We start from the raw sequence: 22203 nt of genomic DNA, 5'->3' as shown, positions 1-22203 counted from the left end.
TTTACCGATTACCGACGACGATCTCGTAGCATTAACAAGCAAGGCGTAAGTACCAGTGTCAATACTGTGGCAAATGTTAAACCACCCGCAACAGCCGTGGCCAATTGCACCCACCACTGAGTAGATGGCGCACCAAAATCAATATGGCGGTTAAATAAGTCAATATTCACTTGCAGTACCATCGGCATTAATCCCAAAATGGTGGTCACAGTCGTTAACAGTACTGGCCTTAAACGCTGAGCACCGGTTCGTAAAATCGCATCTTTTGCAGCAAGACCTTGGCTACGTAAAACATTATAGGTATCAATCAATACAATATTGTTATTAACTACAATACCTGCAAGCGAGATAACCCCGATGCCTGACATCACGATACCAAACGGTTGCTGTAATACGGTTAAACCTAAGAACACACCCACAGTTGAAAACAGTACAGCACTTAAAATCAAAAATGCCTGATAAAAGCTATTAAATTGCGTTACCAGAATGATCCCCATCACAAACAGGGCAACCACAAAAGCCTGCTCAAGGAAGGCTTCTGATTCATCTTGATCTTCGGTTTCACCACGCACTTTAATTTTCACGCGCGGATCTAACCCTTGCTCCTCTAGTTGCGCTTGTAAGCGTGGCAACGCTTTAGCAAGTTGTTCACCCGGTTTCATGTCTGCATTAACGGTAACAACGCGCTGAGAATCAACACGGCGAATTGTATCGACCTTAGGGGCTGCTTGGCGCTCAACAAAGTGACTAATTGGCACTTGCCCGTGCATAGTTTTTACACGCAACGTTTCAAGACGTCCTAAATCTCGCTTGTCATGAGGAAAGCGTACGCGAATATCAATCTCGTCATCAACATCATCGGGGCGGTATTCCCCTAGTTTTAAACCATTAGTAATAAGCTGAACATTCGCCCCTAGCATACTGGCATCCGCACCAAAACGAGCCGCATCCGAACGATTCAATTTAAGTTGCCACTCAATGCCCGGTTTTGAAGCACTGTCATCAACATTTCGAAACGCGCCATCATTTTCGATAGCTTGTCTTACTCGTTTTGCTTCACTGTTAAGCACATCAACAAATCGAGAGCTGAGTTCAATACTCAGCGCTTTGCCACCACCGGGGCCGTTTTCATCTTTACGAAGTTCAATTTCGACACCAGCATAACTTGCCGTGATTTCGTTAACTTGACTGATTATATCTTCTGCAGGTGGGCGCTCATCCCAGTCTTTTAGATTCATTCTAAACGTGCCTACCTGATCTTTACCGCCAGTACGGGCATACAAGGTTTTAATACCTTCCACTTTTAAAATGCGTGACTCAATGTCTTTCATGATCACGTCTTTTTCAAAAATAGATAAGTCACTGTAAGAGCGTACTTTGATATTGACGCCATTTGGCTCAACATCAGGAAAGAACTCAACCCCTAACTTAGAAACAGCAAATGCAAAGAACACCAAAATAGAAAACACGATTGCAGCAGCAAGGCTCCACCAAGGACGCTCTGTTGCATAATCAAGCACTCGAATATAACGCCCAAGCATCCCTTTAATTTGTGTTAAGTCACCAGACTCAGCTAACTCTAAATCATGTTTTTGCTGCTCAGAAAGCGGCCTTGATTTTCCTATTAATCCACCGATGGTTGGCACAAAAACCAATGCCATAAGTAATGACGCAGTCAAGGTGGCAATAAGCGTAATCGGCAAGTATTTCATAAACTCGCCCATCATTCCCGGCCAAAATATTAGCGGTGCAAAGGCAGCTAATGTCGTTGCCGTAGAAGCGATGATTGGCCACGCCATTCGCTCAGCAGCTAGTTTATAAGCAGCCTTGCGTGGTTTGCCTTCACTCATCGCTCTGTCAGCAAACTCACTGACAACGATAGCACCGTCCACCAGCATACCGACAGCCATGATGAGTGCAAAAAGCACCACGATATTCACCGTTAAACCAAATACAGAGATCACTAAAATCCCGGTTAAGAATGAACCAGGAATGGCAATACCTACTAAGAAGGCGGTGCGCGCGCCAAGTACCGCCACAATCACAATAACTACCAACAATACAGCAGACAGCACATTATTTTGCAGATCAGAGAGCATCATTTTCACGTCTTTTGACATGTCGCCGGTGTAATCCACTCGTATATGCTCAGGCCAAATTTCCTTGGCCTCATTCACCACTTTTTTAACTTGATCGACCGTATCAATAATATTTTCGCCAGCACGTTTTTTTACTTCCAGCGAAACCGCGTGGCGGCCATTAATACGTGCGATTGAGGTTGGATCTTTATATGCTCGGCGAATTTTTGCTACGTCCATAAAACGCACCACCCTATCGCCAACAACTTTCACAGGTTGCTCCATCACATCCTGAATCGTCTCAAATACCGATGGGATTTTTACAGCAAAGCGGCCTTTACCAGTATCAAGGGTGCCAGCAGCAACTAAGCGGTTGTTATTTGATAGCAGTTGAATAATGTCATTCGGTTCAAGGCCATAAGAAATCATCGCCAATGGATCGACCTCAATTTCGACCATATCCTCGCGGTCACCACCTACATCAACTTCTAATACACTAGAAATGCTTTCTAGTTCATCTTTTAGATTACGGGCCAGGGTTAGTAAACCTCGCTCTGGCGCATCGCCTGACAAGGTTAATGTAATGGTTGGCTGCTGATCTTCCATCAAGATTTCATGAACTTCTGGTTCTTCTGATTCAGAAGGCAGTTTTGCCTTAGCTAAACTAACTTTATCTCGTACATCAGCTAAGGCTTCTTTGGGATCCATACCCGCAATAAACTCAAGGGTCACAGAGGCATGTCCTTCACTTGCCACCGCTGACATTTCTTTTACGCCTTCAATCGAGCGTAGCTCAATCTCCATTGGCCTAACTAATAGCCGCTCAGCATCTTCAGGGGAAATACCGTCATGAATAATCGACACATAAATAAAAGGAATAGTGACATCAGGATTCGCTTCTTTAGGGATGGTTTGATATGTCACCCACCCCGAGATCAGCAACAAGATGAAAATAGATAAAACCGTACGCGTGTGAGTCAACGACGCTTCAATTAAGTTTTTCATACTTAGTTGCTCGTTGCTTCAGTAAACACAGGCTCAACTTTGTCACCGGCACGCACAAAACCTTGACCAAGGGTAATAACATTCGCTTGCTCACCTAAACCCCAAAGCCAAACGCCCTGCTCGGTGCTTTTAGCTAGATTTACTGACTTAAACTCTACAATATTGTCGTCATTCACGACTTTTACGCCGATATTACCTTGTTCATCTAGGGCCATAAAAGCCGGGCTTAATAACATGGCAGGCTCAGTTGGCAACTCAATATTAAGCTGAGTCGAAAAACCTGCTTTATATTTCATACCTGGGTTTTCAAACGCCGCTTCGATGCGAAATGTATTAGTGCTGTCATCAGCAACAGAGGCAATATAACGAATTCGACCCGGATAGGTTTTGTCATTTAACACATGAGCAAAGGTAGTTTGCCCAACTTCTAAGCCTTGCACTTCTTTTTGAGTCGCATCGGCTCTGACAATTAACGGGTCTAAATCAGCGAGCTGCAAAATAGGGTCGCCTATGCCAACATAATCACCAATTTCGACTAAACGTTTGTTGATAACGCCATCAAAAGCAGCACGTACTTCAGTGCGCTCTAGCTTTAATTCAAGGCTTACCAAAGTTGCTTTTGCTTGTTGCAACATAGCTTGTGCTTGCATGGTCAATACTTTGTTTTGTAAACCTTGCTGATTAAGTTTAAGCGCGCCTTCGTATTCAGTTTGATACTGGGCAACTAAGGCTTCTGCTGATGTGATTTGGGCGGCTAAATCAGATTTATCGAGACGTAAAATAACCTGATCTTGTTTTACAAACTGACCTTCTTCAACCAAAATTTCGAGTACTTGCCCTGCTTGCCTAGCGCTAATGTTCGCGATTTTGTCAGGCTCTGACTTTCCATAAAAAGTTAGGTTTTTATTAATATTCTTAGCGACCAACGGCATCACTTGCACTTTAGGCAAGCGCTCTTGAACTTGCTCATCACTTTGCTGTGCTTTTTGATCTGCTTTGCTATCCCCAGACAGCATCCACAGTACAATCACCAAAACAATGGCGATAGCTAAAATATAGGGTTTCTTTTCTATTGTTGTAGTTATATTTGGCAACGCAAAATTCCTTCTAATAATGCGTAAAATTTAGCAGAGGCAAGATATTATGAGAAATTAAAGCAATAAAAAAGCCACATAAAGTGGCTTTTTTAAATAATTCGTTAAACGCTGAAGCTGGCTCCGCAACCACAGGTTGTTGTTGCATTCGGGTTATTAACAAAAAAGCGTGCGCCTTCAAGCCCTTCAGTATAGTCAACGGTACCATCGACCAAATACTGAATACTCATAGGGTCGATAACAAGCGTTACACCATTTTTAACAATTTCTAAATCGCCAGGGTTAGCTTTTTCATCAAAAGTAAAACCATATTGGAAACCTGAGCAACCACCACCTGTTACATAAACACGTAGTTTAAGATCTGGATTCTCTTCTTCTTCGATTAACTGTTTAACACGAACAGCTGCTGCATCGCTGAACTTGATTGGCAACTCATCTGACATACCAAAACCCTCAAAACCTATATTGGCCGCAATTATCTAATACCCGAGTGTTTTAATCAAGTATCACCAGAAGAGCATCTCAATTATGGTGAGGGCAACTGGCTAAGCCATTCGACTTGGACTAAAGTTAATTTGTACTACATTTGGGCTGGCATGAGTTTGCACTGAGGGAAGATAATTGTGATAGAGCATTTCAAGCTGCATTTTATAACTGATAATTTAAGCAGTGCGCAAGTCATTCCAGCTGAATACGATTTACTCCTTGCTTTTGCTTCAATCCTCACAGCCGTATTTGCTTCGTATATCTCTTTTTTATTATCAGCTCGTATCAAACACTCTTATCTAAAGAATGAAAGTCAGATATGGACCATCATGGCTTCGTGTTTTTTAGGTATAGGTATTTGGGGTATGCACTTTGTGGGTATGCTTGCCTACAACTTGCCCATCCCTATTGAATACAACATTAGCATTACCTTGATATCAATTTTGCCAAGTGTGTTTGCCAGTTACATCGTACTATCACCAGCACTACAAACCGACAAAGGGCTACTATTTAGAAGTGTGCTAATGGGTGCTGGGATTGGCTCGATGCATTTTGTTGGCATGATGGCGATGGTGATGCCTGCAAAAATGGCTTATGAGCCTTGGTTGTTCTCTTTATCTATTATCGTCGCTATTGTACTGTCAGGTATCGCATTAAAAATTAATGATTTTCGACTTGCTAAAGGGGTTCATCAAACACGGATGAACTTGGTGGTGGCTTTGATAATGGGCAGTGCAATTTCGGGAATGCATTACATCGGCATGATTTCGATGTCTGTTTTTGAAACTGAATACACCACCTATGTTACAACCCACGACTACTCGACGTTAGCACAACTTATTATTTTTATTCTGGTGGCATTAAGTCTGTTTGTATTGGGTGCTGTTGAGCTCAGAGCAAGGAGCTTATTATCAGCAAAACTAAAAGCAGTACTTAATACCGTACAAGATGTGGTAATTAGCTTTAATAATGAAGGAAAAATTGAATTTGCAAACCCGGCTGTTAACCAAGTTTTTGGCTATCAGCCGCATGATTTAATAGGCAAACATATTCGTACCCTGATCCCCGAAAGATCGTTAGAACTTGATGAAATCCTCAGAGATTCACAGCTCAGTAAAAAAACGGCGGGTAAAAGTAGCAGTCGGCTCTTAAAAGGACAACGAGCCAATAAAAAACGATTTCCCATTACATTAACAATCAGCTCAATTGGTAAAAAAGAGTCAGGTCCTTATGTGGCGACAATAAAAGATCTCTCTGATATTCGAAACCAAGAAGCCTTTACACAAACTATTTTCGATAATTTACCCATCATGTTGTTTGTAAAAGAAGCTGAGCATCTTACATTTAGCCATGTAAATAAAGCGGGTGAGCAACTACTTGGTAAAAATAAAGACCAACTAATCGGTTTAAATGACTTTGATATTTTCAGTAATGAACAAGCAGTCAGTTTCGTGCAAACCGATCGGGATGTATTGAAAAGTGATGACACTCTAACTATAGAGGAAAAGCCGGTTACTATTGATGACAATACTCATTATTTAAGAACACGGAAACTCACAATTAAAGACAGTAATGGTAAAGCGCAATATTTATTGGACGTTTCTGAAGATGTTACTGAATTAAAACAAGCAAAAACCGAGCTTGAAAGCTTACACCAACGCATGTCTATGGCTGCAGATGCTGCTCATATTGGTATATGGGAGTGGAATTTTGACACTAATGAACTGATTTGGGATGACTGGATGCATACCTTATTTGAAATTCCAAAATCAGAATTCAAAGGGGACTATTCAGCATGGGCAAATAGCTTGCATCCAGATGAATATGAAGACGTGACTAACAAGCTAAAACTCGCAATTTTAAATGGCGAAGAGTTTCACGCAGAGTTTCAGATTGTTCTACCCTCTGGCAAAACACGCTATATCAATGCAGATGGAAGAATATACGGCAACCGCATGATTGGCGTTAACTTCGATATCACGAAACGCGTCATGGCAGAGAAGAAAATTAGGCAATTAGCACAAACAGACTACCTTACTGGTTTAGCAAATCGTAGTGCGCTTGAGCGATTCATCAAGCAAGAATTTGCCCGTGTTGAGCGCACAGGCTCTAAGGTAGGTTGTCTGTATTTTGATCTTGATAAGTTTAAGCCGATTAACGACACCCATGGCCATGCAGTGGGAGATAAAGTACTGGTAGAAGTTGCTAAACGCTTACAAGATACTGCTCGCAAAACCGATTGTGCTGCACGCATTGGTGGTGATGAGTTTGTAGTTATTGTTACCGACATAGAAAACCAAGTACAAATAAACCGTGCACTATCACGATTGATCTGTGCGATTAAGGCGCCGATAAAATCAGAGTATGGTGACTTGCTCGTTGAGGCGAGTGTTGGCTTTGCATTATATCCTGACGATGCGCAATCATTTGACGAATTACTTAGCATGGCCGATAAGCGTATGTATGACCAAAAACATCACTGCTTTAGTTGTAATGTTATGAACTGCAAATAAGCAAATTAATAATGCTAAAAAGTCTAATTTAGACGTATACTTATTGAACAATTAATAATGATTCTTTTTCCATGCTTTCTCGCTTTTATTATTTTATGGTACTTGTTTTTAGCTCGCTTGCAGCTGCTGATAGCACGTACCAAGAAACATGGGAAATCACCTCTTTAGAAGCCCCGCCGTATGCAAGTAGTAAAATGGAAAATGGCGGTGATGCTATTGCACTATTAAGAGACACGCTTGCCAAAAAATCGATAAACCTAGAAGTTGAATATTTACCTTGGCAAAATGCAATAAAAAAAGCCCAGTTAACCGGCTACCTGGGTTATTACCCTGCTTGGCCATCTGAAATGATGCCCGGCTTTGTTGCTTCAGCCACTATTTTAAATTCTCAACTAGCTGTCATTACCACTCAGTCTAATCCACAAGATTTTGAAAACCTTGAACAGCTTTTTAATGAGCACAAAGTTGGCGTTGTTGAGCCTTATATTTACCCGGGTGTGGTCGAAAAAGTAATTCAATCCTATGCTGACAGCATAGTGCAAACAGCAAACGATGAAGAACTATTTCACTTATTGCAAACTAAGCAGATTAATTTTGCGATTACTGCACCAAAAGTGCTTAACTATTTTGCTGAGCAACAAAACCTATCTGAGCCAAAAATAGTAACTCAGTTTACCGACTCCCCATTAGTGATTGGCATACGCAATGACGCTGAAAACAAAGCTAAAATAGCCTTACTCAATGATTTATTTACTGACGCAAAGCCCTCTGCAACAAATTACTCTCGGCCAAAAAAGCTGTTGTTAACCTATATAGATATTCCGCGTGTAGCACCATTTAAAGCGTTAATGAGTGATGTTTATAATGATTTAAATATCAAAGTCCAGATGCAAGCAACACCATCTCGAAGAGGCGTATTGTTATTAAATGCAGGCATCGTTGACGGCGATATTGTGCGCTCACAAAGTAATATGCGTAAATTCGAGAATATTACTGTCGTAGAACCTAGCCTTGGCGTTATTAACTTAGTGCTTCTATGTCGAAAAGCGCTGCCATGCGATAGAGATAATTTATACAACCCAAACAACCGAATTATGAGCTCGATTGGTGATATCGAAATTCTTAATGAGTTTGATATTAAAGCCGAGATCATTCATAACGAAGACTTGAGCCATACGCTTACTATGCTAAAAAAAGGTCGTGTCGATTATGCACTTTATCCTGCGCTCAATAACGATATAACTACCTTTAAAAAAGATTTTTCTGTAATTGTACTAAGGCAAATGGCTATCAACACGGTTATTCATAAAAAACATGCCCCGTTGGTAGATGAAATATCAAAAGCCATTACAGCTCGCTTACCTGAATTAACGCAGCGAATTAATAACGACAGCAAAGATTAGCTAGATTTACCCAAAATGCAGATAAAATTATAAAATCCCAACGACTTAGTTAATTTGATTTGCTAAACTGCGGCTCAAAAGTGCTGTGAGGAAATATGCATGTGGCTTGAGAGACTAAGACGTCGCCTAGCAAAGCCTAAAACATCTGTGCAATTGTGCTTACTTGGTGTAAGTGCAGGGTTAATTGCGGCAGTGTTGATCATACTTTTTCGCCTCACAATCATGTTTTTTCAAAGCTTATTTTTAGATAAGCCTGATGACTTCACCACTTTACCAACCTATGAGCGGATGATACTGCCAGTTGGTGCAGCCTTACTAATTGCCTTATTCGCCGCCCTAACAGGCTTTAAGCATTATCGTCTTGGCATTCCATTTGTAATTCACCGTATTAAAAAACATTATGGCCATATGCCGCTTTACAACACGGTAAACCAATTTGTCGGCGGTGCATTAGCCCTTATTAGTGGCTTTTCGGTCGGTCGAGAAGGCCCCTCAGTACATATGGGTGCAACGGGTGCCAGTTTACTGGCCGATAAACTACACCTTCCGCACAATGCAATGCGTACCCTCACCGGTTGTGGTGTTGCAGCTGGTATTGCTGCTTCATTTAACACCCCACTTGCAGCCGTTATCTTTGTCATGGAGGTGGTACTGAGGGAGTATAAGGTGCATATTTTCGTGCCCATTATGCTCGCAGCGGTTACCGGCGCATTAGCCACTCAATTTGTCTTTGGTGACGCTTCAGAGCTTGCACTTATCACCATGAACCCATTGAGTGGTTGGCATTACCCATTTTTAATCATTTTTGGTATGGCACTTGGCGCTGTTGCTTATGCATTTAACCAAAACTTGATGCTTATAATCCGTACCTTCAAACCACTAAGTATGTTCCCTCGTCTATTACTAGCAGGATTAATAGCTGGTTTAATTGCTTATATGGTTCCTCATGCAATGGGCTCTGGTATGAGTGCTATCACTATTGCTATTGAATCACCAGATGATGTGCAGTTTTTAACTACCATCTTGATTGCTAAATTACTCGCCACCTTATTTGCCATTGGTTTAGGTATTCCAGGTGGGATCATCGGCCCTGTTATTGGACTTGGGGTATTAATGGGCACCTTAATGGCCTTTTTCGCGCAGTTTATTAGTCCGGGTGTTGATATCACAGGTACCTATAGCATGCTTGGCATGGCAGGGTTATTGGCAGCAACATTACACGCACCACTGGCAGCTCTCACTACGGTTATGGAATTGACCTCAAGCCCCGAGATCATTGTGCCAGCCATGTTGGTGATCTCAACGGCTTATGTCACGGCGTTGCAGTTTTTTGGTAACCGCTCTATTTTCATGCAACAACTTGATTTCCAAGGGCTTGAATATCAAATATCACCAGCTACCGAAGCATTACAAAAAGTAGGTGTGATGGATGAAATGGATGAGCAATTCAAGCTGCTTTACAGTGACGACAAACAACAAATTAAAGAGTCGCTCGATGCCCTTGATAGCCAAACCCCGCTGATTGTTCATGATGAAGAGAATGGCTATCGTCTTGCAGAATATGATTTAAGCCTGATGTCTGACCAAGAAAGTAATATCAAATATGTCAGCCTTGCCGGCCTTAGTAGCCAAGCAACATTAGCCGATGCTTTTGACTTATTAAAAGATAAACGCAGCGGTGCGGTATATATTTACAACCTGCTTGATAACCAACAGATTATGGGCCTTTTGCGTTGGGACCAAATCAGACATATCCTTACCATTCGCAACAGTTTGTTATAACAATTAAAATGGATGCTTAAATGACTGCGCTATTAGTTTATAAAACCTTCCACGTATTCTTTATGATTGCTTGGTTTGCCGGTATTTTTTACCTGCCACGTCTTTTTGTTTACCACGCAATGAGTGAAGAAAAAGCCTGTAACTCAATGCTGAAAGTAATGGAACGCCGCTTACTGTTTTTTGTGACACCGTTTGCTGTCTTAACATTGGTATTTGGCGTACTGACCATTTTTGAATATGGTCGAGACTGGTTTAGATACAGCATGTGGCTGCACTACAAACTGGTGTTAGTGATTATTCTCTATATCTACCACGGCTATTGCTTTAAATTACTGGCTGACTTTAAGCATGATCGCAATACACGTAGCGATCGCTTTTACCGTATTTTTAATGAAGTTCCGGTACTCATCCTTTTAGCTATAGTGGCACTGGCAATTATTAAACCTAACTTATAATTTGCTGCTGTGAACGCTAAAAATTTGCTATAGTACTGCGCAAATTTATGCGGCCTCCCATACCGAGTGCCAGCGCCCTATAAATGTGATTAGGAACAAACCCCATGCTAAGTTTCCAAGGTGAAAATATCCTGTCGGTCAATCAGCTTGATCGAGATTGTATTGAACGTATTTTTGCAGTTGCTAAGAAAATGGAGCCTTATGCTAAAAAGCAAAAGCGCACCAATGTTTTAGAGGGCGCAATTTTAGCGAACTTGTTCTTTGAACCAAGCACGCGTACTCGCGTAAGTTTTGGTACTGCATTTAACTTACTAGGTGGTTTAGTTCGTGAAACAACGGGCATGCAAAGCTCAGCGCTTGCAAAAGGTGAATCTTTGTATGATACCGCACGCGTGATCTCAGCGTATGCAGATGCAGTCGCAATGCGCCACCCTGACGCAGGCTCTGTTGCCGAGTTTGCCACCGGGTGTGACGTGCCAGTGATTAATGGCGGTGACGGCCCGAATGAGCACCCAACACAAGCCTTACTAGACTTACTAACGATTGAACGTGAGCTAGGTCGTTTCAACCAAAGTATCGACGGTATGCATATTGCCCTAGTAGGTGATTTAAAATACGGCCGTACTGTGCACTCTTTATCTAAATTACTTTGTCATTATAAAGACGTTAAATTCTCTATGGTGGCACCTGATGGCTTACAAATGCCAGACTACATTTTAGATGCTGTTGATAACGCAGGTCATAAAATTCAAGTAGTAGATAAAATGGAAGGCAACTTGGCCGCCGATATTGTTTATCAAACCCGTATCCAAGAAGAGCGCTTTCCTTCACAAGAAGAAGCTAACAAATACCGTGGTGGTTTCCGTATCAGTCAGGCAATTTACAACGCACACTGTAAGCCTAACTCAGTACTGATGCACCCACTTCCTCGTGATAGCCGTTTAGAAGCAAACGAGCTAGATAACGATTTAAATAGCAACGACAACCTAGCGATTTTCCGCCAAGTGCAAAATGGCGTGTTAATTCGCATGGCGTTGTTTGCTCTAACCTTAGATGTTGCCGACAAAGTTGAGCAATATGAAGTCGACGTGCCTTGGTTTAGCCGTAAACGTAATAGCTAAGCTACTTCGTTTGGGCTCTTTGAGCCCTTGCAAACCAACTCATTTAACGTGACAACCCAATAGGACTATTCATGACAATTAGCCAAGATCTTTTTAATCGCGCGCAAGAATCAATCCCAGGCGGTGTTAACTCACCAGTTCGTGCCTTCAATGGCGTTGGCGGTACTCCTTTATTCATCACTAAAGCTGAAGGCCCTTTTACCTTTGATGCTGATGGTAACCGTTATATCGATTACGTTGGTTCATGGGGACCAATGATCATGGGTCATAACCACCCAGCTATTAAGCAAGCGGTATTAGAAGCCGTTGAAAATGGCTTAAGTTATGGTGCACCAACCGAAACTGAAATCTTAATGGCCGAAAAAGTAAAAGAGCTAGTACCATCAATCGAAAAAGTACGTATGGTAAGCTCAGGTACTGAAGCAACAATGAGTGCAATTCGCTTAGCACGTGGTTTCACTGGCCGTGACAAAATCTTAAAGTTTGAAGGCTGTTACCACGGTCATGCTGACTCACTACTAGTAAAAGCAGGCTCAGGCGCACTGACTATGGGTGTACCAAACTCACCGGGTATTCCTGAAGACTTTGCTAAGCACACATTAACTGTGTCGTTTAACAACCTTGATGAAGTAAAAGCAATTTTCGCAAAATACGCTGACGAAATCGCTTGTATCATCGTTGAACCAGTTGCTGGCAACATGAACTGTATTCCACCTGTACCTGGCTTCTTAGAAGGTTTACGTGAGGTGTGTGATGAATACAAATCTGTGCTTATTTTTGATGAAGTAATGACAGGTTTCCGTGTTGCTTTAGGCGGCGCACAAGCTTACTACAACATCAAGCCAGACCTAACGTGTTTAGGTAAAGTGATCGGTGGCGGTATGCCAGTGGGTGCATTTGGTGGTAAGAAAGAAATCATGGATTACATCGCACCTGTTGGCCCAGTTTATCAAGCAGGTACATTATCAGGTAACCCAATTGCCATGGCTGCTGGCTTAAAGTCTTTAGAGCTATTAAGTGCTGAAGGCCTGCACGATGAACTTGAAGCAAAGAGCAAAGCAATTTGTGAAGGCTTTGAAGCCGCTGCGAAAAAAGCAGGCATTGCACTTACAACAAACTACGCAGGTGGTATGTACGGCTTCTTCTTTACTGATAAAGAAAAAGTAACTAGCTACCAACAAGCGACTGAGTGTGATTTAGAGCGCTTCAAGAAGTTCTTCCACTTAATGCTAGAAGAAGGTGTTTACCTAGCTCCTTCGGCGTTTGAAGCAGGCTTTGTGTGCGCTGAGCACTCTGAAAAAGAGATCAACGACACCATTGCTGCCGCAGAGCGCGCATTCGCGAAGCTTTAATAAGCGTTAAGCAAGTTAATAAAAAGCCCCAGCATTTTTCAATGCTGGGGCTTTTTTTATTCTTTGCCAATTCGTTTATTTAAGTATTAATGCGAGTTGGTGTTATTAATCTCTAACGCAAGTTGGTCTAGGCTCAAACTCACTGGCACGTATAGGTAGCTGCACTACTTTGCCGCAACCCGGAGGCGCTTGCAGACCAGTCTCTTCGTTAATAAAGGCCCAACGAATAGAAGCAGGGCGAGTATCCGCTATGGCTTCAGGGTTGAGTGGCTTAAGGTAACGAATGTAAGCTTCTAGTGCGCCAACACTTCCTGTTAAACCTGTGCTCTTGTTATCGTCGCGACCAATCCATGCAACAGTCACGGTGTTTTGGTCAAAACCTGCAAACCAACTATCGCGTAAGTCATTACTGGTGCCTGTTTTACCAGCAAGCTGAATTGATGGGAAATGAGCATTTAGGCGTTTAGCCGTGCCATCTTTAGTCACGCGCTTCATTGCATACTTAGTCATGTAGATTGATGCATCATCAAAACGTTTTTGTGAGCTGACATCATGTTTATAAAGCACCTTACCTACTGAGTCTGTCAGTGCTGAAATAGACGTTAATTCGCGGTACTGACCATCAGCAGCAAGGGTTGTATAAAGCTGCGCTACCTCAAAGCTTGAAAGCTCAAGAGCGCCTAATAACAATGATGGATATTGATCAATTCGCCCTTCTACACCTAAACGCTTCAAGGTATCAGCTACTTTATCAACCCCAACATCAAGGCCCGTGTTAACCGCAGGAATATTTATACTGTTACTAAATGCTTTGTATAGTGGCATAGGGCCGCGAAACTGCTTGTCGAAGTTCTCTGGTTGCCATACTTTCCCCTGCTCATTAGTCACTTGCAGCGGTGAGTCATCCACCAACGTAGCAACATTAAACTGACCACTTTCAAATGCCGTTAAATAAACGGCAGGCTTAACGAGTGAGCCAATATTACGCTTGGTATCAAGCACACGGTTAAAACCAAAATAACGTACGTCACGGCCCGCAACTAATGCCGACACCCCACCCTTTTCAACGTTAACAGAGATCATCGCCGCTTCAAGCTCTTCTGTTTTAGGGCGTCTTTCTAGATAAGGTAAACTTGCCTCAATCGACTCTTCCATGGCCGTTTGCTTTTGTAAGTCAAAATAGGTGAATACACGCACCCCGGCATCTAACACTTGCTGATCAGGTAGCAGGCGCTTTAATTCTCGATTAACTAATTCTAAGTAACCCGGATACGACTTTTGCAGACTGTCTTTCATTGGTGCAATATCAATTGGTCGCTTTAATGCCGCACGATATTCACGGGTATCAATCAATTTATTTTCAACCATTAAGCGCAGTACTAGATCACGACGCTCCATTGCGCGCTCACTATAACGACGTGGGTTGTAATACGATGGACCTTTCACCATAGCCACTAAAAGCGCAATTTGGTCGTATTCAAGCTCATCCACAGGCTTTGAGAAATAAAACTCAGCGGCAAGGCCCATACCATGAACGCCTTGATTGTAAGACTGACCTAAATACACTTCATTGAGGTAAGCTTCTAAAATGTCATCTTTGCTGTAGCGGTAATCCAATATCAAGGCGATAAGCGCTTCATTAAACTTACGCACCAGAGAACGCTCACGGGTAAGGTATATATTCTTTGCTAATTGCTGGGTTAAGGTACTGCCCCCTTGCACTGTACGTCCGGCTTTAATATTGCTGTATAAAGCGCGCATAATTGACCACACAGATACGCCATGGTGTTGATAAAAATTACGATCTTCAACCACTAGTAAAGTGTCTTTTAGCATCGGCGGAAATTTATCTAGCGGCACAAACTCGCGGTCTTGTTTTGAATCATTACCAATGCGAGCTATTTGAACTGGCTCTAATCGAGCGCTGTTTAAACGACGACCAAATTTATCTTTGATAGTTGCTAATTTCTGCCCTGAAAAACGCAGCTCAATCACTTGTGAATCTTCAAGGCCATCATAAAATTCAAATTCACGGCGGTACACTTTAATACTGTTAGCTGATTTAACATACTGGCCAGTTCGGCTTAGCTTGTTTACAGATGAGTAATTTAAACGGTTTAACTCCCAAATAACCTCTTGCTGAGACAAATACTGCCCAGGATAAAAGCTCATTGCACGAGCATACACTTGTGCAGGTAACTGCCATTTATTGCCTTCAAATTGGCGAGTAATTTTTGCATCTAAATAAATTAGATACAGCACCATGGCAACAATCACAGCAAGTGAAAGCTTCCAAAAAATTGACCAAAGTTTTCTTAATACACTAGCTTTAGCTGGCCCTTGAGGTGCGCGTGAGCGCTTAGCGGTAGTTTTTTTTGATGTCGCCTTCGGTTTACTAGACGATTTTTTTGCAGGAGTTTTTTTATCAGCCATTGAGTTCGCTATTGGTCAGTTAATTTTACAGGATTACGCCTTGAACAGCGCAATATTAACACCTGTAAAATTAACAGTCACTTAAACTCGTTTAGCGTGTACACAACCAGAGTGAGTGGATCACAGCAGGTATAAAGAAGATAAAGCATAGAATAATGTTAATCACTAAGTCTTTACCTGCGCCCGCTTTTAAGAATACCGCAACAGGCGGTAAAAATAGCGAAATAATTATAAGCAAGAGTTTGTTATCCATCGTTTTTCCTTGTTAGAAATGAACATTAAGCATAGTCAAAAAATAGCGATTTCGCCTATCAGAAAAGACTTATTTAAACGCAAAAAAGCCCTACCTAAGTAGAGCTTTGTTTTGAACACACAATGATATTGTTATGGGCGTGCTATTTGCACGCACCAAGATTAGTTACTGCGAACTGATACAAACTCAGGGTAAGCATCAATACCACAATCATGTTGATCCATACCGTTTAGTTCTTCTTCTTCGGTAACACGGATACCCATGGTATTTTTCAGGATTGCCCATACGATTGATGACGCGATGAACACAAATCCTAAGATACATACTAAGCCAATTAATTGATTAACAAAGGTTGCATCAGAATTTGAAAGTGGTACTAACATGATACCTAGTGCACCACACACACCGTGTACAGAGATAGCACCTACAGGGTCATCGATTTTCGCTTTATCAAGAGCAACGATGCTAAATACAACCAGTGAACCACCTAATAGACCAAGTAAACAAGCAAGTAATGGCGTTGGAGATGCAGGCTCTGCAGTAATCGTTACTAGACCTGCTAGTGCACCATTAAGAACCATAGTTAAATCAGCTTTACCCCATAACACTTTACATACGAATAGTGCTGCAATTGCGCCACACGCTGCTGCTGCGTTAGTGTTTAAGAAGATTTTACCAACCGCTGTTGCGTTTTCAGCGTCAGAAACAAGTAGCTGTGAACCACCGTTAAAGCCGAACCAACCCATCCAAAGGATTAATGTACCTAGAGTTGCTAACGGTAAGTTAGAACCAGGAATTGGGTAGATTTCACCGTTTTTACCGTATTTCCCCTTACGAGCACCTAGGAAAAGTACACCAGCTAGCGCTGCCGCAGCACCTGCACCGTGAACGATTGCAGAACCAGCGAAGTCAACAAAGCCCATTTCAGATAAGAAACCTGCGCCCCAAGTCCAGTAACCTTCGATTGGGTAGATGAAACCAGTTAAAACAACAGTGAAAATTAAGAATGCCCATAACTTCATACGCTCAGCAACCGCACCAGATACGATTGACATAGCTGTTGCTACGAACACAACTTGGAAGAAGAAATCAGACTCTAAAGAGTGATCCGCATCAGCAGCTTGAGTGCCGATTAATGCGCCAAATGAAGGGATGAAACCACCTTCTGCGTTATCAACATACATGATGTTGTAACCCACTAATAAGAACATAGTGCAGGCAATAGAAAATAGTGCAACGTTTTTAGTTAGGATTTCTGTTGTATTTTTTGCACGAACTAAACCTGCTTCAAGCATAGCGAAACCAGCCGCCATCCACATTACTAAAACACCCGACATTAAAAAGTAAAAAGTGTCGAGTGAGAACTTCAACTCTACGATAGTGTTTTCCATAATTCCCCCTTAAATTGCTTCTTCATCAAGTTCGCCCGTACGGATACGAACGATTTGGTCTAAGTCGTAAACAAAAATTTTGCCGTCACCAATTTTGCCTGTTGAAGCAATTTTTGTGATGGTTTCAACAACGCGTTGACAATTTTCGCTACGAGTTGCAATTTCAAGTTTGATTTTTGGAATAAAATCGACTTGGTATTCAGCTCCACGATATAGCTCAGTATGACCACGTTGACGGCCAAAGCCTTTAACGTCGACAACTGTCATCCCCTCAATGCCTAAATCAGCCAATGCTTCACGTACATCATCAAGTTTGAATGGCTTTATTATTGCACTAATCATTTTCATAGTGGCCCCCTTCGGACGCTTATTGTTATCCTGTTGGCTTATACAATCCAACCTTTGTGCCACTATTTTTTATTGCTTATTTTCAATAACTTAAAAATAAAAATTGGTTTTTGCACAAAAAAAATGCACCCTATTGGTGCATTTTTTTAACAATTAACCAGCGCTGGTGCAATTAGCACAACTATAGTTTAACTAAGCAGTTCCGATCTTGCTGTTTGGCTTGATATAAGGCCTTGTCAGCAATGCGCATCGCAGCTGTAAGCGATACTTTTTGGAATTGAGTCATACCAATACTCATGGTTAATGAGTAAGGCTCACCGTTAATTGAAAAGGCATGGCTTGCTAACTGCTCTCTAAAGGTATTGAGTCTCGATTCGGCCTTAGCTAAGTCCATATTATGCAGTACCACGGCAAATTCTTCGCCACCAATTCTCGCAATAGTAAAGTCATCAAACTTAGTCTTTAAAAATGAAGACACTTGTTTTAGCGCCTGATCACCCGCCTCGTGACCAAACTGGTCGTTCACATTTTTAAAAAAGTCGATATCAAGCAAAGCCAATACGTTTTCTTGCTCAACATTTTTAAGCAGTTTTTCTGCGTATTGATAAAAATAACGACGATTATACAAGCCAGTTAAATGGTCGCGGTATGCGCTTTCTTTTATATCGGCTATTAAAGCAAGCTGCTCCATGGTTTGCATAACACGGCAATGAAACTCTTCATTCATAAACGGCTTAGTTAAAAAGTCGTTAGCGCCGTATTTAATAAAACGCGCCGATAAACCATGCTTACCGGCACCTGATAAACCGATAATAGCTAAATCATCACGGCCGCGGAAATTACGCACCGCTTTAACGAGCTCAAAACCATCCATTGTTGGCATTGCATAGTCCGTAAGAAGCAGCTTGATTTCAGGATCGTCTTTAAGCATTTGTAGTGCTTGTTCACCATCTTGAGCATCGCGTACATCAAACAACTGCTTTTCGAGCATTTGCTTCATCAAAGTGCGACTTAGTACTGAGTCATCAGCCACCAGCGCTTTGCTACCATCGTTTCTAAGTAATTGTGCAACAAGTTTGATCGCATAATGGTATGAGTCGCGGTTATCTTTAACCACGTAATCAACCACACCAAGCTCTAACATTTGCTGGCGAATGTATTCATCAATTTTTGATGTTAGAACAACGGTCGGGATGTTTTTTGATAAGGTGTATTTAGCTACTTCGCCATTCATCGCATCAGGTAGCGTTAAATCGACTAAAGCCAAGGTGTAATCGTGCTCGGAAATTAAAGAGACGCCCTCTTTTAAAGACCACGCAAAGTCGACAGCCACATCTAAATAGTGAGCAGCGAGGTGACGTAACACTTGCTGTACTACTTTACTGTCTTCAACTACTAATACTCTTTGCATTGCAACTTCTCTTTCTTAAGCACGTGTACACAGATTATAAAAACGCTAAATATACGCCATTTTTTAATCTAGCTAAATAATTAAGCAAAATATCTTTGCTAAAAAAATGCACTTTTTTGTAACCAGCTCAGCATTTTCAGTTATTTTTCTGTTTAACAGCTAATATTGGTCACTAGTCTCATTAGTTTGTCATCGAGTTTGCTTTACTTTTTAATAGCTGCAATTCGAATAATAAGGAATCAACATGAAACTAGTTAGTTTTATTGGCTTGTCAGTGACAGCACTAACACTGACCTTCAGTACTCCAAGCTTTGCTGATAACGGACGTCGTATTGACGTTGACAGCAAAGTGGTAACAGAGCACAAAGCCCGCATTAATGGTGAGCGTTTTTCATATACCGCAACCACAGGTACACAACCGGTTTGGAATGAGCAAGGCGATGCCGTTGCAACGCTGCAATATACTTATTATACCCGCGATAAAGTAGACGATAGAACAAAACGTCCTTTAGTCTTTTCGTTTAATGGTGGCCCAGGTTCTGCGTCAGTATGGATGCACCTTGCCTATACTGGACCACGTGTATTAAAAATTGATGACGAAGGTTACCCTGTTCAACCTTATGGCGTAAAAGATAACCCTTACTCAATTTTAGACGTGGCTGATATTGTTTATATCAACCCAGTTAACACCGGTTACTCGCGCGTTCTTGAAAACGAAAAAGGTGAGTTGCCAAGTAAGTCAGACCAACAAAAAATGTTCTTTGGTGTTAACGCTGACATCAAATACTTAGCTGAATGGTTAAACACCTTTGTTTCTCGCAACGAGCGCTGGCGTTCACCTAAGTTCTTAATTGGTGAGAGCTATGGTACGACTCGTGTTTCTGGTCTTGCTCACGAATTACAAAATCGCCAATGGATGTATATCAACGGCGTTATTCTAGTATCACCAACTGAAATTGGTATTAAACGTGAAGGCCCTGTAGAAGCTGCTAACCGCCTACCTTACTTTGCAGCAACCGCTTGGTACCACAAAGCCCTTAACGCAGACTTACAAGCAAAAGACTTAGACGAGTTATTACCTGAAGTTGAACAGTTCACCGTTAATAAGTTCTTACCTGCAATTGCTAAAGGTGGTTTCTTACCTGCTGATGAAAAACGTGCAATCATTAAGCAAGCAGCAAAATACGCAGGTTTATCTGAAAAGTTTGTTGAGCAAAATAACCTTGATATTCCAAATAACTTCTTCTGGAAAGAGCTATTACGCGAGCGCGGCCAAACTGTGGGCCGTTTAGATTCTCGTTACCTAGGTATCGACAAACGTGATGCAGGTGAGTCACCTGATTACTGGGCTGAGCTTACTTCATGGTTACACTCATTCACGCCAGCGATTAACTATTACCTACGTGAAGAGCTTAACTACAAAACCGATATCAAATATAACCTATTTGGTAATGTTCACCCTTGGGATCGCTCAGGCAACAACACAGGTGAAAACTTACGTTTAGCAATGGCACAAAACCCATACTTAAACGTGATGATTCAATCTGGCTACTACGACGGTGCAACAAACTACTTTGATGCTAAATACACAATGTGGCAGTTAGATCCAAGTGGCAAAATGAAAGATCGTTTAAGCTTTAAAGGCTATCGCAGTGGTCACATGATGTATTTACGTCATGCAGATTTAGAGTCATCAAATAATGACTTACGTGATTTCATCCTGAAATCACTACCAGCCGAAGGCAAAGCAGCAAAATACTAAACAGCGTATTTGCAAAACCATAATAGAAAAAGCCCGTTTTATACGGGCTTTTGTTTTTCCACTAATCTTTTTGGGTATATACTCAAGTCATTGATTTAAGGATTTGGATAATCAGCAAATGGCAGAAAAATTTCGCGTAATGTTTGCAGGGCTTGAAGCCGGTGTCGACCAAGTACAAGCAACAGAACAACTAGCTTCAAAACTAAAAACAACAAAAGACAAAGTTGCGACCCTGTTTGAGCATAAGCCATTATTTGCACCAAGCGAGCAAGATAAAGCACTAAAACAAGCAAAGTTACTCGCCAGTGTTGGCATTAAAGCCAAGCTCCAACCGATTAACCAAGCAGCCACCAGCAGCCAATCAGACAATACAGCTGCACAGGCCAAAGAGCGTGAAGAACGTATTTTTGATGCCCTCGATTACATCACCAGTAGTCTTATTCGGCTAGAAGAAAAACTTGATGACTTAGAGCAGCGTTTACCTGAGCTTGAAAATAACAGCGTTGCTGATAGCGACGATAGCTGGCAAGAAGATGACTTGCTACTTGAAGACGAATTAACAGAGCCTGTTAAAAAACGCTCAAATACCCTACTCTATTCGCTTATTGCAATGGTCATTGTGTTATTGATCATTTTGGGTGTAGTGGAGCTTTTCCCTGAACTTTTCTCCTTTTTAGAAAGTTAACACTAATATTGACATGAGCAACACACGAGCAGAAATCAGACAATCTATTCGAAAAAAGCGCAATTCACTGACTGTTGAACAACAAAAAAATGCAGCAATTGCGCTAAAAGTGAATTTTACTCAACACTTAAAATCGCTAAAAACACCTAAAAACGCCCATATTGGCATTTATTTCAGCAATGATGGCGAATTAGACACTTCATTGTTAATTAAAGAATTATGGATGCAAGAGCAGCATTTATATCTGCCTATTATCCACCCCTTCAATGGCACAACTTTATACTTTCAGAGGTATGAAGAAAATTCACCCATGACTGCAAACCGCTATGGTATCTTGGAGCCCAAGTTAAATTGCAGTCAAATATGCCCTTTAGACAAGCTTGATATTTTACTTATGCCATTAGTGGCATTTGATGATCAAGGTAACCGTTTAGGAATGGGCGGTGGGTTTTATGACAAAACGTTGGCTCGGTATTACCAAGAAAACTGGCAAAAACCGATTTTGATAGGCCTTGCCCATCAATGTCAGCATGTTTCAGCATTGCCAATTGAATCGTGGGATGTACCGTTAAAACACATTATAACCCCAGAGAAAATCTACCAATGGTAAGCAAACTGTTTGTATACTATA

17 protein-coding genes are annotated in these 22203 nt (G+C 41.5%); 9 read left to right on the top strand and 8 right to left on the bottom strand.

Features of this window, described 5'->3' with window-relative positions:
* Positions 1 to 8 precede the first annotated feature (8 nt).
* From AN394_RS01485 to erpA, 3 genes are all read right to left on the bottom strand, one after another.
* The gene (locus tag AN394_RS01485) at positions 9 to 3083 is read right to left on the bottom strand and encodes an efflux RND transporter permease subunit (protein WP_054562311.1); all 3075 of its coding nucleotides are present in this window, start codon (positions 3081 to 3083) and stop codon (positions 9 to 11) included.
* A gap of 2 nt (positions 3084 to 3085) precedes the next feature.
* Positions 3086 to 4177, bottom strand: a complete 1092-nt coding sequence (locus AN394_RS01480; RefSeq protein ID WP_055020646.1) for an efflux RND transporter periplasmic adaptor subunit — start codon at positions 4175 to 4177, stop codon at positions 3086 to 3088.
* Positions 4178 to 4281: 104 nt separating this feature from the next.
* Positions 4282 to 4620: an iron-sulfur cluster insertion protein ErpA gene (gene erpA / locus AN394_RS01475; RefSeq protein ID WP_054562313.1), complete on the bottom strand. Its 339-nt coding sequence runs from the start codon at positions 4618 to 4620 to the stop codon at positions 4282 to 4284.
* A gap of 180 nt (positions 4621 to 4800) precedes the next feature.
* Between erpA and AN394_RS01470 the strand changes: the two genes are divergently transcribed.
* The 6 genes from AN394_RS01470 to hemL all read left to right on the top strand — a co-directional run bounded on the left by AN394_RS01470 (position 4801) and on the right by hemL (position 13289).
* Positions 4801 to 7176: a diguanylate cyclase domain-containing protein gene (locus tag AN394_RS01470; RefSeq protein WP_054562314.1), complete on the top strand. Its 2376-nt coding sequence runs from the start codon at positions 4801 to 4803 to the stop codon at positions 7174 to 7176.
* A gap of 71 nt (positions 7177 to 7247) precedes the next feature.
* Positions 7248 to 8579, top strand: a complete 1332-nt coding sequence (locus AN394_RS01465; protein WP_055020645.1) for a transporter substrate-binding domain-containing protein — start codon at positions 7248 to 7250, stop codon at positions 8577 to 8579.
* A 99-nt stretch (positions 8580 to 8678) separates the two neighbouring features.
* A complete protein-coding gene (locus tag AN394_RS01460; protein ID WP_054562317.1) occupies positions 8679 to 10361 on the top strand; it encodes a chloride channel protein in 1683 nt (560 codons plus the stop codon).
* 20 nt (positions 10362 to 10381) lie between these two features.
* Positions 10382 to 10816: a CopD family protein gene (locus tag AN394_RS01455; RefSeq protein WP_054562318.1), complete on the top strand. Its 435-nt coding sequence runs from the start codon at positions 10382 to 10384 to the stop codon at positions 10814 to 10816.
* Positions 10817 to 10920: 104 nt separating this feature from the next.
* Positions 10921 to 11937, top strand: coding sequence for an aspartate carbamoyltransferase (locus AN394_RS01450; RefSeq protein WP_054554265.1), 1017 nt, complete (start codon positions 10921 to 10923; stop codon positions 11935 to 11937).
* 71 nt (positions 11938 to 12008) lie between these two features.
* Positions 12009 to 13289 (top strand): glutamate-1-semialdehyde 2,1-aminomutase, encoded by a 1281-nt coding sequence (gene hemL, locus AN394_RS01445; RefSeq protein ID WP_054562319.1) that lies wholly within the window; start codon positions 12009 to 12011, stop codon positions 13287 to 13289.
* 105 nt (positions 13290 to 13394) lie between these two features.
* Here hemL and mrcB read toward each other — a convergent pair whose 3' ends face one another.
* The 5 genes from mrcB to AN394_RS01425 all read right to left on the bottom strand — a co-directional run bounded on the left by mrcB (position 13395) and on the right by AN394_RS01425 (position 19125).
* Positions 13395 to 15722 (bottom strand): penicillin-binding protein 1B, encoded by a 2328-nt coding sequence (mrcB, locus tag AN394_RS01440; protein WP_055020644.1) that lies wholly within the window; start codon positions 15720 to 15722, stop codon positions 13395 to 13397.
* A 91-nt stretch (positions 15723 to 15813) separates the two neighbouring features.
* Positions 15814 to 15975, bottom strand: a complete 162-nt coding sequence (locus AN394_RS21580) for a YqaE/Pmp3 family membrane protein (RefSeq protein WP_082401591.1) — start codon at positions 15973 to 15975, stop codon at positions 15814 to 15816.
* Positions 15976 to 16136: 161 nt separating this feature from the next.
* Positions 16137 to 17366 carry an ammonium transporter gene (locus AN394_RS01435; RefSeq protein WP_054562321.1) on the bottom strand — a complete coding sequence of 410 codons (1230 nt, stop codon included), beginning with the start codon at positions 17364 to 17366 and terminating at the stop codon, positions 16137 to 16139.
* A 9-nt stretch (positions 17367 to 17375) separates the two neighbouring features.
* Positions 17376 to 17714, bottom strand: a complete 339-nt coding sequence (locus AN394_RS01430; RefSeq protein WP_054554260.1) for a P-II family nitrogen regulator — start codon at positions 17712 to 17714, stop codon at positions 17376 to 17378.
* Between the two features lie 181 nt (positions 17715 to 17895).
* On the bottom strand, positions 17896 to 19125 hold the full coding sequence (locus AN394_RS01425) for a diguanylate cyclase (RefSeq protein WP_054562322.1): 1230 nt from the start codon (positions 19123 to 19125) through the stop codon (positions 17896 to 17898).
* A gap of 244 nt (positions 19126 to 19369) precedes the next feature.
* Between AN394_RS01425 and AN394_RS01420 the strand changes: the two genes are divergently transcribed.
* The 3 genes from AN394_RS01420 (at position 19370) to AN394_RS01410 (ending at position 22182) form a co-directional block, all read left to right on the top strand.
* Positions 19370 to 20887 carry a S10 family peptidase gene (locus tag AN394_RS01420; protein WP_055020643.1) on the top strand — a complete coding sequence of 506 codons (1518 nt, stop codon included), beginning with the start codon at positions 19370 to 19372 and terminating at the stop codon, positions 20885 to 20887.
* 118 nt (positions 20888 to 21005) lie between these two features.
* Entirely contained in the window at positions 21006 to 21572 is a 567-nt protein-coding gene (locus AN394_RS01415; protein ID WP_054562324.1) for a hypothetical protein, read from the top strand.
* A 13-nt stretch (positions 21573 to 21585) separates the two neighbouring features.
* The gene (locus AN394_RS01410) at positions 21586 to 22182 is read left to right on the top strand and encodes a 5-formyltetrahydrofolate cyclo-ligase (protein WP_054562325.1); all 597 of its coding nucleotides are present in this window, start codon (positions 21586 to 21588) and stop codon (positions 22180 to 22182) included.
* The last annotated feature ends 21 nt before the right edge of the window (positions 22183 to 22203 follow it).

The sequence above is a fragment of the Pseudoalteromonas sp. P1-26 genome (genome assembly GCF_001401795.1).
Classification (GTDB): Bacteria; Pseudomonadota; Gammaproteobacteria; order Enterobacterales; family Alteromonadaceae; genus Pseudoalteromonas.
Note: the sequence above shows the minus strand (reverse complement) of the source record. Positions and strands in the feature narration are given on the sequence as shown.